The sequence below is a fragment of the Burkholderia sp. WP9 genome, assembly GCF_900104795.1.
GTDB lineage: Bacteria > Pseudomonadota > Gammaproteobacteria > Burkholderiales > Burkholderiaceae > Paraburkholderia.
Genome location: NZ_FNTG01000001.1, coordinates 2032553 through 2046188, shown reverse-complemented (window position 1 = coordinate 2046188; position 13636 = coordinate 2032553). Strand labels below are relative to the sequence as shown.

Genomic DNA, 13636 nt, shown 5'->3' with positions numbered 1-13636 from the left:
CCTTTCACTAGCACTATCGTGCATGGAGACAAGCATGAGCGAAGACGACGCGCAGCCGGCACATGGCTCGTCCAATATTCCCGACAGCCGGGGCATCAACTTCTTCACCAGCGATCCCGACTTCGAGCGTCTGCTCAAGCTGCATCTCGGCGACACGCTGTTTCACGAACTCGAAGGTCAGTTCGTTTCGCTGGGCCAGCGCGCCTCCGAAGAACTCGATGCCTGGGCGCTGTCCGCCGACAAGCATCCGCCGCAATTGAACCATCGCACGCGGCGCGGCGAAGCACTGCAAAGCATCGACAAGCATCCCGATTACGTCGCGCTGGAACGCGTGGCATATGCGGAGTTGGGACTCGCTGCGATGAGTCATGAGACGCACGACGGCGCAATGTCACCGCCGCCGCTCGTCAAGTACGCGCTGACCTTCCTGTTCGTGCAGGCGGAATTCGGCCTGTGCTGTCCCGTGAGCATGACCGATTCGCTCACGCGCACGCTGCGCAAGTTCGGCGCGCCAGAGCTGGTCGCGCGCTTTCTGCCGATGCTCGCCTCGCGCGATTTCGACACGCTGTTTCAGGGCGCGATGTTCATGACCGAACAGGCGGCGGGCTCGGACGTCGCGCGTATTGCCACGCGTGCGTCGCTCGGGACCGATGCGAATGGCGAAGAAACGTGGCGCCTCTACGGCGACAAATGGTTCTGCTCGAACGCCGACGCCGATCTCGCGATGGTGCTCGCGCGTCCGGACACGGCGCCGCCCGGCATCAACGGACTCGGTCTGTTCCTCTTGCCGAAGACACTGCCGGATGGATCGCGCAACAGCTATCGGATCGTACGTCTGAAGGACAAGCTCGGCAGCCGCTCGATGGCGAGCGGCGAGATCGTGCTGGACGGCGCGGTGGCCTATCTGATTGGCGAAGTGGGGCGCGGTTTTCATCAGATGGCCGACATGATCAACATGTCGCGTTTGTCTAACGGCGTGCGTGCCGCGGGTTTGATGCGCCGTGCGCTGACAGAAGCGCTGCACATTGCCCGCCATCGTGAAGCGTTCGGCCGCAAGCTGATCGATATGCCGTTGATGCAGCGTCAGTTGCTCAAGATGATGCTGCCCGCCGAACAGGCGCGTTCGATGTTCATGCGCATTGCACTGCTGCTGCAACAGGCCGACGCAGGCGACCGGCAGGCGGCTAAATGCGTGCGCATCCTTACGCCGCTCATCAAGTTCCGCGCTTGCCGCGACGCGCGCCGCGTGACCGGCGACGCGATGGAAGTGCGCGGCGGCACCGGCTATATCGAAGAATGGAGCGACGCGCGGCTCGTGCGCGACGCGCATCTCGGCTCGATCTGGGAAGGCACGAGCAACATCGTCGCACTCGACATCGCGCGCGCGGCGAAACGCGACGGCGCGCTCGAACCGTTGCGCACCTATCTGCAGGATCTGCTCGGCACGGCGGGTTTGCCGACGGCCAGCCTCGCGTTGCTGCGCTCGACGCTCACGCGTGCGTGCGATGCGCTGGCCAAGGTGGCGGATTCCGGCTGCGACGAATGGGTTCGCCAGGCCGGCACCGCGTTGTATCACGCGAGCGCCGCCGTGCTGATGGCTTGCGAAGGCGTGCATTTCGCACCCGATTACCGGCGTCTTGCGCTCGCTCATCTGGTCGTGCGGCACAAGCTGTTGCCCGTGGATCCGCTGGCATTGCATTCGGCATCGGATGAAAGCGCTGTGATCGATGCGTTGGTCAATGGCCGCAGCGTGACGCTTGAAGAGGCGCTGCAACTCTTGCCGGCAGGGAGCGCGCAATGACCACACACGTGAACGACGGCAAGCAAGGCGCGCTGCAGGGCATCAAAGTCATCGACCTGAGCCGTGTGCTCGGCGGCCCGTACTGCACGCAGGCGCTCGCCGATCACGGCGCGCAGGTGATCAAGCTCGAACCACCGGACGGTGACGAAACCCGCGGCTGGGGGCCGCCGTTTTATGGCGACACCGCGTGGTACTTCGCGGGCGTGAACCGCAACAAGCAGGGCATCGCGGTCGATCTTTCGCGCGACGAAGGCCGCGCGATTCTCTGGAAGCTGCTCGAAGACGCCGACGTGCTGGTCGAAAATTTCAAGCCCGGCACGCTCGCGCGCTGGGGCATGGACTACGAGCGCGATTTGCGTGAGCGCTTCCCGAAGCTGATTCATTGCGCCGTATCCGGGTTCGGTCCCGACGGTCCGCTCGGTGGTTTGCCCGGCTACGACGCCGCGATTCAGGCGATGACCGGCCTGATGAGCGTGAACGGCGAGCGTGACGGGCCGGCCACACGCGTCGGCTTGCCGGTGGTCGACATGGTTACCGGCCTGAACGCGCTCGCCGGGATTCTGCTCGCACTCGCCGAGCGCGCGCAGAGCGGTCGTGGCCAGTCGATCGATATTGCGTTATACGACTGCGGCGTATCGCTGCTGCATCCGCATCTGCCGAACTATTTCGGCTCGGGCCGCACGCCGCAGCGCAGCGGCAATGCGCATCCCAACATCACGCCGTACGACAGCTATCGGACCGCGACCGCGCCGATCTTCCTCGCGGTGGGCAACGACCGGCAGTTCGCGAAACTGTGCGCGCATCTCGGCGCAGCCGACCTCGCCGACGACCCGCGCTACGTCGATAACCGCAGCCGCTGCGCGCATCGCGAGCCGCTGAAGGCCGCGCTCGAAAGCCTGCTCGCCGCGCACGAGTGCGAGCCGCTCGCGCACGCGCTGATCAACGCGGGCGTGCCGTGCGGGCCGGTGCAGACCGTCGACGTCGTGGCACGGCATCCGCACACCTTGCATCGCGGCATGGTGGTCGAGATGGGCGAGTATCGCGGCACCGCTTCGCCGATCAAATTGTCGCGCACGCCGGCCACGTATCGAAGTGCGCCGCCGTCGCTCGGTGCGGATACGCGCGACGTGCTCGATAGATTGGGTATCGACTCCGCGACCCAGCAGCGTCTGTTCGAAGCCGGCGTGCTCAAAGCGGGCGGGCACCCAGCATCAGCGCAGCAGTGAGCGGTGACGGCACGAAGAAGCCGCGCCATCCAGAAGAAAGACCTAGGAGACAGAGACATGAATCGCGAGCCCGATGTCCACGCCGCAGGCCGGCAACCCACGCGCGCCGCAGCCGCGGCTTTTGTCGGCACCACGATCGAGTGGTACGACTTTTATATCTACGCCACGGCGTCCGCACTGATCTTCGGCAAGCTGTTCTTTCCCGGCAGCGATCCGTTTTTCGCCACGCTGGCTTCGTTCGGCACGTTCGCGGTCGGGTTCTTCGCGCGACCGTTCGGCGGGCTGGTGTTCGGCCACCTCGGCGACCGTATCGGCCGTAAGAAAGCGCTCGTGGCGACGCTGGCGATCATGGGCGTGGGTACTGTCGGCATCGGCTTCCTGCCGACCTATGCGAGCGCCGGTGTGTGGGCGCCCGTGCTGCTCGTGCTGCTGCGCGTCGCGCAGGGGATCGCGATCGGCGGCGAGTGGGGCGGCGCGGTGTTGATGGCGAGCGAACACGCGCCGCAAGGACGGCGCACGTTCTTTGCGTCGTTCGCGCAACTCGGCAGCCCAGCGGGGCTGATTCTGTCGCTGCTCGCGTTTCGCGCGGTGGCCTCCATGGACAAGGACGCGTTCCTCACCTGGGGTTGGCGTCTGCCGTTTCTCGCGAGCGCGGTGCTTCTAGTGGTCGGCCTGCTGATCCGGGCGGGCGTTGACGAATCACCGGAATTCAAGGCACTGAAGGCGCAACGTCGAGTGGCCACGCTACCGGTCGCCGAAGTCGTGCGTGATGCGTGGCGCACGCTCTTGCTGTGCCTCGGCGCGAACGTGATCCGTGTGGCCGGAGCGTGGTTCGTCAACACCTTCATGCTCAATTACACGACGCAGACCCTCGGCCTCGATCGATCGTTGATTCTCGATTGCCTGTTCGTCGTGGCGTTCATCCAGTTGTTCACGCAACTAGGTTCGGGATGGTTCGCCCAACGCATCGGTACGGGACGATTCCTGAAGGGGGCGGCGGCGTTGGCGATGCTTTCGCCGTATCCCATGTTCGCGCTCGTTTCGACCGGGCGGCCGGTGGCGATCGTGATCGGCATCGCGCTGGCGGTGATGTGCATGTCGAGCTCGTATGCGGTGATGGCCGGGTTCATGTCGACCGCATTCGCCGTGCGTGTCAGGTATTCGGCGATTTCGCTGTCGTATCAGGTGTGCGCCGCACTGGCCGGCGGCCTCACGCCGCTGATCGGAACGTTGCTCGCGCATCGATATCCAGGCGCCTGGTGGCCGCTGGCCGTGTTCTATAGCGTGCTGGCCGGGGTGTCGCTGGTGTGCATCAGTACGCTGGAGCGCCACAAACGCGTGGCGGCGCACGGCGTCGTCGAAGCGGCCTAGCGGGATATCCGTGCCGTCGACGCCTGGAAACGCGAGGAAATGTGCGCTTCGTGGTTAACCCCACGTCATACTCCCCCGACATAATGTCATCCTCAGTGGCGCCAAAGCCGCCTACCATCAAAGCGGATGGCAAGAAAAACAGGGGAAGTCATCATGAATCGCTATCGTTCGCTGGGCGTCGTGACCGGTGCGGCGCAACTCGCCAGCGCCGATGTCCTGTGCAGAATGAACGCTGTCTGGCAGCGACACGGCGCGGCGCGTCCATTCGATCTCGTTCTCGAGCAGCAGTCCTGGCAGGGGCCCGCCCCGCAGAGCGAAGTGAGCGCCCAGTTCAAGATTCATGTGTTCGATACCCTACGCGCGTTTGAAAAGCGGGGTGTCGAAGCGATCGTGTTGCCGTGCTTCCTGAGTCATACCTTCATCGACGAACTCTCGGCGAATGTCGCCGTGCCTGTCGCCAACATCATGACGGCGCTGACGGCGCATGTGCGGCAAGCGTTTCCGTCGGTGCGACGGATCGGCGTGCTGACTTCGGACGCCATCCGCGATAACGGCCTTTTCGAGCGTTATTTCGGCGCTGCGCAGTTCGACGTGCTGCATCCACGTAACGAAGCGGGCTTCGACTGTGTGACGAGCGCAGTCTTTAGCGACGAAGGCATCAGGAATGGCCGCCTTTTTGGCCGCCCGGTCGAATTGTTGCGCGCGGCGTGCGCGGATCTCATTGCGCAGGGCGCGGAGATCATCCTGCCCGGGCTGGTTGAGATCGCGCTGGTCGCGCCCGCGCTCGGGCTGCTCGAAGTGCCGTTCGTCGACGTCAATCTGGTCTACGCGCGCTACGTCGCCGCGGCCCAATATTCGCAGCCGGAGCGGCGCTTCAAGGTAGGCGTGCTGGGCGGCGTGGGGCCCGCGGCGACGGTCGATTTCATGGCCAAGCTGGTACGCAACACTCCGGCCGCATGCGATCAGGATCACATCAAGATCATGGTCGAGCAGAATCCGCAGATTCCGGATCGCACCGCCGCGTTGCTCGGCAACGGCGAGGATCCGACGCTCGCGCTTTACGCCGCCTGCAAGACGCTCGAAGAGGGGGGCGCGGACCTGATCGCGATTCCGTGCAATACGGCGCATGCGTTCGTCGAGCGGATCCAGCCTTCGCTCGGTATTCCGATCGTGAATATGCTGACCTGTACCGCGGATTATCTGCACGAGACCTTTCCGGGTCTGCGCGAAGTCGGCGTGCTGGCGACCACCGGCACGCTCGCGAGCCGCGTTTACGAACGCTCGCTCGAAGCACGTGGCTTTGTGCAGATCGCGCCCGGCGAGCAGGCTCAGGCGCGACTGATGCACGCCGTCTACGGACCGAAGGGCGCGAAGGCCGGTTTTACCGCGGGCGAATGCTGCGATGACCTCGCCGCGGCCGTGGACGATCTGGTCGCGCAAGGCGTGCAAGTGATCGTGCTGGGCTGTACCGAGTTGCCGCTGCTATTGCGCGATGCCGTGCTGGCCTGCGCGGGCGGGCGGGTGGTGCGGCTTGTCGATCCGACCGAGGTGCTGGCGAGGCGCTGCGTGGTGTATGCGCTGGGGGAAAGCGCGGGGCTGGAGGGGGTTCCGGTGGCGCAACGGATCAGCGTTGAGAGTGTTTGCGGATAGGCGGGCACGTCGCGCCGGGCTCTGTAGTCAAGAGCCGATTGCAGCAAGTCCGCCCGCACCGTAGGGTGGCGCGCCGGCGCTAGCGCGTCTGTGTAGCGGCGCTTCAGAGGCGCAGTCTACGTCCGGGCGCCGGTGCGTCTCCACCACAATGCCCAGAGCACGACCGCGAACAGCACCGCGGCGTCCAAGGCGCCAAGTATGGGCAACGGATCAGTCCACTTGTCCATGTTTATCGATCGGGAATAGTAAGGTGCGCCGCTGCCATAAGCCTCCGTCAGATTGCATACGTTGAGCGCGCCTGTGGCAAGCAGGACGGCACACACCACAACAACGGATAAAATGCGTCCTGGGCCATTTCTGATCATTTTGAGTATCGGACCTTTAGCAGGATGAAGCAGTCTCGATCGGCTTTCACTTCGTCCTGGAGTTCGCGCACAAAGTTCTCCATTCCACCATGCAGGTTGATACAGCCGGCACTGCCCGGGTGCGTGCCGCCGTGAATGAAGAAGCCGCCACGCTTAAACGTCATAGTGGTTGGAAATACATGGATAGTAATCCTGTGAACTCCCCATGCTGCGGTCGGTGCGACGTTGTACCAGCGATTGGTCCACATCTGCGACGGCTGAAGCCAATAGTCTCCTTCGGGGATCGGGCCTTCCTGACTTTTCTGCTGTCTGTCCAAAGAATAGTCGAACCGACCGTCTGGCGAAGGGTGACCTGACACGGCCCAGTAGAAGTAGGAGCGCTTGCCACCGGTCATCCTTAGCGAATGCCCATTGAAAGCAAGTGCGAGGCTTGAACGTTTGCAACCGGGTAATCTCGGGTAAGTCTGCTCCGACGCGTACAAATTGCTCATGCATTCCTCTTTGGTCATCAAAGGGGATTCAGACTATCCGCGTCGCGGCTGCGACTTGTGCAAATTTGTCAATCGGGCGCAAGCTTGGAATGTCGCGCTAGTCGATTACCTGCTTCCCGTGATTGATCGCAACGAATGCGCGCGTTGCAGTCGTTAGCGGCGGCCCTGCGGCGCGCGGAGCCGCGAACCACCGCCAGCCGTGGGAACGGCGTTTCGGGCATTGTCTCGGATAGCGTCTTGACCGGTCACGGTAACGCCCGATCGGGTAGGCTGGTGCTGGCGGAACAGCAGGTCCTGGCCGCCGACGGCTCCTGGCAAGACACTTGAAATTGTGACTTGCGGGCCAAACCTGTATAAATATACAGTATAGTATCCCGTTGCAAGCTGGGCCTCCGCGTGCGTCTCCGCCGGCCCCGCTGCACTGAACTTGCGCGGTCGCGAGGCGTCCGTGAGAGGTAGCCCACTCATTCAGGCGGTCGAAAAATTGGCATCTAACGGCATTATCAAGATTCGCGGCGCGCGCCAGCACAACCTCAAGAACGTCGACCTCGACGTACGAACCGGCGAAATGACGGTCGTGACCGGCCCGTCCGGCTCCGGCAAGTCGAGCCTCGTGTTCGACACGCTTTACGCGGAAGGGCAGCGGCGCTACGTCGAAACATTCAGCGCCTACGCCCGGCAGTTTCTGGACCGCATGGACCGGCCGCAAGTCGACCGTGTCGACGGCGTGCCGCCCGCCATCGCGATCGACCAGACCAACCCGGTGCGCAGTTCGCGCTCCACCGTCGGCACCATGACGGAGCTCAACGATCACCTGAAGCTGCTGTACGCGCGCGCGGCCGAACTGTTCGACCGCCAGACGGCCCGCCAGGTGCGGCACGACACGCCCGAAACGATCTACGCCGAGTTGCTCGAGCGCACCGCGCAGAACGAGCCGCGGCTCGTCGTCACGTTCCCGGTCGAACTGCCGGAGTCCGCGTCCGAGCAGGAAGTCGAGCAGTGGCTGTCGGCGAGCGGCTATACGCGCGTTCAGGCGCAGCGCGAAGTCGATTCGCCGACCGGCAAGCGCAAGCTGCTCGACGTGGTGGCCGACCGTTTCCGGCTGAGTTCGGTGGACAAGCAACGCGCGGTCGAGGCGATCGAGGCCTCGCTCAAACGTGGCGGCGGGCGCGTCGATATTTACGTGCTGCCGGCGTCGTCCGAAGGACCGGAAGCTCAGGAAAGCGAACCGGAAATCTGGCGCTTCTCCACCGGGTTGCATAGTCCCGAAAGCGATCTGCGCTATGCGGACCCGCAGCCCGCGCTGTTCTCTTTCAATTCGGCGTACGGCGCGTGTGAAGTCTGCCGTGGGTTTGGCCGCGTAATCGGCGTCGACCTCGGCCTCGTGATTCCCGATGCGCGCAAGACGCTGCGCGATGGCGCGATCAAGCCCATGCAAACGCCGGCGTGGAAGGAATGCCAGGACGATCTGATGCGCTACGCGGCGAAAGCCGACATCCGCCGCGGCACGCCGTGGGGCGAACTGACGGACGCCGAACGCGACTGGGTCATCAACGGGTCGCCGGACTGGAACGGCAAGTGGCAAAGCCACTGGTACGGTGTCAAACGCTTCTTCGAGTATCTCGAATCGAAGGCGTACAAGATGCATATTCGTGTGCTGCTGTCCAAGTACCGCAGCTACACGCCTTGCGAAACCTGCGGCGGCGCGCGGCTGAAAACGGAATCGCTGTTGTGGCGCCTCGGCAGCAAGGCGAATGCGGACGACGTGCTGCCGGCCGCGCAGCGCTTCCTGCCGCGCGGCGTCGACTGGACGCGCGCGCAACTCGAAGCGTTGCCGGGTCTGACCGTGCATGACCTGATGCTGATGCCGATCGAGCGCATCCGGCGCTTCTTCGACGAAATCAGCTTGCCGAGTGCTTTGCTCGACGACGCACTCAAACTGCTGCTCGCCGAGGTACGCACGCGCCTCAAATATCTGTGCGACGTGGGCCTCGGTTATCTGACGCTCGACCGGCAAAGCCGCACGCTGTCCGGCGGCGAGGTGCAGCGGATCAACCTGACCACGGCGCTCGGCACGTCGCTCACCAAGACGCTTTTCGTGCTCGACGAGCCGAGTATCGGTCTGCATCCGCGCGATCTGAACCGCATCGTCGAAGCCATGCATCGCCTGCGCGACGCGGGCAATACGCTGGTGGTGGTGGAACACGATCCCTCCGTGATGCTCGCGGCGGATCGTCTGATCGACATGGGGCCTGGGCCGGGCGAGCGCGGCGGTTCGATCATTTACGACGGCGTGCCCGAGGCTATCCGTTCGTCCGGCACGCTTACCGGCGAGTACCTCGGGGGCCGCCGGCATGTGGCCGACGCGGCGCACTGGTCGCAGCGGCCGGTGGATGCCGCCACGCCGCGCATCGTGCTCGAAGGCGCGACCGAACACAATCTGCGCGATGTCACGGTGGAGATTCCGCTGGAGCGGCTCGTCTGCGTGACGGGCGTGTCGGGTTCCGGCAAATCCACGCTATTGCAAGACGTGTTGTATCCCGCCATGGCGCGGCACTTCGGACTCGCCACCGAATCGCCGGGCGCATTCAGAAGCCTCAGCGGTGCCGATCAGGTCACCGACGTGGTGTTCGTCGACCAATCGCCGATCGGCAAGACGGCGCGTTCGAACCCGGCCAGTTATGTCGGCGCGTTCGACGAAATCCGCAAACTGTTCGCCAAGGCGCCGCTCGCGCAACAACGCGGTTACGGCCCGGGCATGTTCAGCTTCAACTCTGGTGACGGCCGCTGCCCGACCTGCGGCGGCTCCGGTTTCGAACATATCGAAATGCAGTTCCTGAGCGACGTGTATCTGCGTTGCCCCGATTGCGACGGTCGCCGTTATCGCGCGGAACTGCTCGAAGTGAAAATCGAGCGCGGCGAACCGGCGCGCGCGCTGAGCATTGCCGACGTGCTGGAATTGACGGTGAGCGAAGCGATCACCTTCTTTGCCAAAGACGCCGAAGTGTTGCGCGTGCTGCAGCCGATCGTCGACGTGGGCCTCGAATATGTGAAGCTCGGCCAGCCGGTGCCCACGCTGTCAGGCGGTGAGGCACAACGGCTCAAGCTCGCCGGGTTCCTCGCGGAATCGGCCCAGGCGCGAACCGCGCGCAGCGCGAAGCAGCCGGTCGCAAAACGCCTCTTCATGTTCGACGAACCGACCACCGGCCTGCATTTCGACGACATCGCCAAGCTCATGCAGGCGTTCGGCAAACTGCTCGCAAGCGGTCATTCGCTGATCGTGATCGAGCACAACCTCGACGTGATTCGCGCCGCCGACTGGCTGATCGACCTCGGTCCCGAAGGTGGCGACGGCGGCGGGCGAGTGCTGTGCGCCGGCACGCCGGAAGACGTCAAGGCGTGTGCGGAATCGCATACGGGCGAAGCGCTGCTGCAATACGACCGCGCCATGAGCGCGGCGAAAGAGCCGGCGTCGCAAGGCATTCCGCTGCAAAAGGCGCTGAGCGCCGCGCGTGCGCGCCGGGCGATCGAAGGCGAGGACGTGGTGCGCATCGTCAATGCACGCGAGCACAACCTGAAAGCGCTGGACGTGGACATCCCACACGGCAAATTCAACGTCATTACCGGCGTATCCGGTTCGGGCAAGTCCACGCTCGCGTTCGACATCCTGTTCCACGAAGGGCAGCGCCGTTACCTCGAATCGCTGAACGCCTACGCGCGTTCCATCGTGCAGCCGGCGGGGCGGCCCGAGGTCGACGCGGTGTACGGTATCCCGCCGACTGTCGCGATCGAGCAGAGGCTTTCGCGCGGCGGCCGCAAGAGTACCGTGGCGACCACGTCCGAGGTGTGGCACTTCCTGCGTCTCCTGTATGTGAAGCTCGGTTTGCAGCATTGCATTCACGACGGCACGCCGGTCACGTCGCAAAGCGTCGAGTCGATCGCGGCGCAGTTGCTGCGCGATCACAAAGGACAGCACGTCGGCTTTCTCGCGCCGCTGGTCGTGAATCGCAAGGGCGTCTACACGGATCTTGCCAAGTGGGCGAAAGCGCGCGGCAATACGCATCTGCGCGTGGATGGCGAGTTCGTGCCGGTGGACCCGTGGCCGAAGCTCGACCGTTTTCGCGAGCATACGATCGAATTGCCGGTGGCCGACCTCGTCGTTTCGCCGGACCATGAAACCGAATTGCGTCAGGCGCTCGACCAGACGCTGGAAGTCGGCAAGGGCGTGATGCATCTGCTGGCGCCGCTCGACGGTTTACACGACGCGATCAGCGGCGGCCGTCCCACGGCCAGCCTTGGCGCCGTGAAGGTGCTGTCCACCAAGCGCGCGTGTCCGGTGTGCGGTACGAGCTACCCGGAACTCGACCCGCGCATGTTCTCGTACAACAGCAAGCATGGCTGGTGCACCACCTGTGTCGGCACGGGCCTCGCGCTCACGCGTGAGCAGCGCGCGGCATACGACGACACGATCGTGGTCGACGACAATCGCGGCCGCGAACAGAGTCTGCCTTCGGAAGAGCAGGAACCCGAAGGTCTCGTGGATGAACCGTGTCCGGATTGCGCGGGTACGCGTCTGAATCCCACCGCGCGCGCGGTCACGTTCGACGCGCAGGCCATTGTCGATGTCGCGCAATGGACCGTGTCCGACACGCGCGCGTGGATCGACACGCTGGAAATGACCGGCCGCGACGCGGAAATCGCGCGCGACGTGATCAGTGAAATCGGCAGCCGCCTGCAGTTCCTCGAAGAAGTGGGGCTCGGTTATCTGAGTCTCGATCGCGCCGCGCCAAGCCTCTCGGGCGGCGAGGCGCAGCGCATCCGGCTTGCCGCGCAACTCGGCAGCAATCTGCAAGGCGTGTGCTACGTACTCGACGAACCCACCATCGGTCTGCATCCGCGTGACAATCAGATTCTGCTGAACGCTTTGCGTAAGCTGGGTGAGAAGGGCAATACGCTGGTGGTTGTCGAACATGACGAAGACACCATCCGGCGTGCCGATCACATCATCGACATCGGGCCGGGCGCGGGCAAGCGCGGCGGCACGCTGGTGGCGCAGGGCAGTGTGGCGGACCTGTCGGCGCAACCTGATTCGCTGACCGGACAGTTTCTCGCCCACCCCATCGTGCATCCGTTGCAGCCGCGCCGCGAAGTGGTCGCGCCGGGCAAGCGCACGGCCGCTGTGCCGGAAAACTGGCTGACGGTACACGGCGGCAAACTGCACAACCTGCGCAACGTTACGGTCGGCATTCCGCTCTCGCGGTTGGTGGCGATTACCGGCGTCAGCGGTTCCGGCAAGTCGACGCTTGCTCGCGACGTGTTGATGACAAATTTGCTGGATGCCGTCGGACGTTCGGTGCTGTCGTCGCCGGCCACGCGCCGCGCGCGCGCGGCGGCCGAGGAGAAACCCGCTGCGAACCGGCGCTCCAGCGTGCTGGCACGCACGGCGCCGCGCGCACCCTTGAATGTGACGCATGCTTGGCAAGGCTGCGATGCGATCACTGGCTGGGAGAGCATCGACCGCGTGCTGGAAGTCGATCAAACGCCGATCGGCAAGACACCGCGTTCGTGTCCCGCCACGTACATCGGCGTGTGGGACGCGATCCGCAAGCTGTTCGCTGGCACGCTCGAAGCCCGTGCACGCGGCTATACGGCCTCGCGCTTCTCGTTCAACACCGGCGAAGGCCGTTGTCCGGCCTGTGAGGGGCAGGGTGTGCGCACCATCGGCATGAGTTTTCTGCCCGACGTGAAGGTGCCTTGCGACGTATGTCACGGGCAGCGCTTCAATCCGGAAACGCTCGCGGTCACATGGCGCGGCAAGAATATCGGTGACGTGCTGACCATGGAAATCGACGAAGCCGTCGAGTTCTTCGCGCCCATCTCGAACATCGCACATCCATTGCAGTTGATGAAGGACGTTGGGCTCGGTTATCTCACACTGGGTCAGCCTTCGCCCACGTTGTCGGGCGGCGAAGCGCAGCGCATCAAACTCGTCACCGAACTGAGCAAAGTGCGCGACGACATTACCCGGCGCGGACAGAAGCCGCCACACACCCTATATGTGTTGGACGAACCAACCGTGGGCCTGCATATGGCGGATGTGGCCAAACTGATTCGTGTTCTGCATCGTCTCGCGGACGGCGGCCATAGTGTCGTTGTCATCGAGCACGATCTCGATGTGATCGCCGAGGCGGACTGGATCATCGATCTCGGTCCGGAAGGTGGGGTCGGCGGTGGGTCGATAGTTGCTGCTACGGACCCCGAAGGACTGTCTCGCGTTGCGGCGAGTCATACAGGCGCTGCGTTGCGGCCCGTTCTGGCGCGATCGCGGAGCGACGACCTCGTGGTAACGGGCGAAGGTACGAACGGTTGATGAAAAAGAGAGCGGCGCAATCAACTTTGCGTCGCTCTCTCTTTCCGTTCGTTGAACTCCGGCAGTTCATACAAGCTCGTCCCAGACGTTGCTGATATGCGCAACTCGTTCGGCGCCAGGTGCCGAAACGCGCCATGCGAATTCAACCTGCCAGCAATCATTGTCCGAATTGTTGGCGTAATGTAATTTATTGGAATTAATTTGTAATTAAGCTTATGGCGTAATTGGAATGCGTATTTAGAGTGTCGTAAATAGCGCTAAAAGTATTTTTAAACGCTGCTTTCCTTCTGCTATCGTCTCGCCATCGGCGGCGGTCTCGCCCCGACGACTCACCATCCAGACAAACAAACTGATCGCGATCC

The 13636-nt window shown here is 63.7% G+C and carries 6 protein-coding genes; 5 read left to right on the top strand and 1 reads right to left on the bottom strand.

The annotated features are described in order from the left end of the window. Positions 1-34: 34 nt before the first annotated feature. From BLW71_RS09105 to cuyB, 4 genes are all read left to right on the top strand, one after another. Positions 35-1801, top strand: coding sequence for an acyl-CoA dehydrogenase family protein (locus tag BLW71_RS09105; RefSeq protein ID WP_091795356.1), 1767 nt, complete (start codon positions 35-37; stop codon positions 1799-1801). Beyond that, positions 1798-3027, top strand: coding sequence for a CaiB/BaiF CoA transferase family protein (locus tag BLW71_RS09100; RefSeq protein ID WP_091795352.1), 1230 nt, complete (start codon positions 1798-1800; stop codon positions 3025-3027). The genes BLW71_RS09105 and BLW71_RS09100 overlap by 4 nt, the downstream gene beginning before the upstream one ends. A 57-nt stretch (positions 3028-3084) precedes the next feature. Continuing rightward, entirely contained in the window at positions 3085-4398 is a 1314-nt protein-coding gene (locus BLW71_RS09095) for an MFS transporter (protein WP_091795349.1), read from the top strand. A 153-nt stretch (positions 4399-4551) separates the two neighbouring features. Then, positions 4552-6048: a cysteate racemase gene (cuyB, locus tag BLW71_RS09090; RefSeq protein ID WP_091795346.1), complete on the top strand. Its 1497-nt coding sequence runs from the start codon at positions 4552-4554 to the stop codon at positions 6046-6048. A gap of 361 nt (positions 6049-6409) precedes the next feature. On the opposite strand, the gene BLW71_RS09080 is transcribed toward cuyB, so the two are convergent. Then, positions 6410-6904, bottom strand: coding sequence for a tlde1 domain-containing protein (locus BLW71_RS09080; RefSeq protein WP_091800645.1), 495 nt, complete (start codon positions 6902-6904; stop codon positions 6410-6412). 484 nt (positions 6905-7388) lie between these two features. Here BLW71_RS09080 and uvrA point away from each other — a divergent pair, with 484 nt between their 5' ends. Beyond that, the gene (uvrA, locus tag BLW71_RS09070; protein ID WP_091795337.1) at positions 7389-13274 is read left to right on the top strand and encodes an excinuclease ABC subunit UvrA; all 5886 of its coding nucleotides are present in this window, start codon (positions 7389-7391) and stop codon (positions 13272-13274) included. Positions 13275-13636 lie beyond the last annotated feature (362 nt).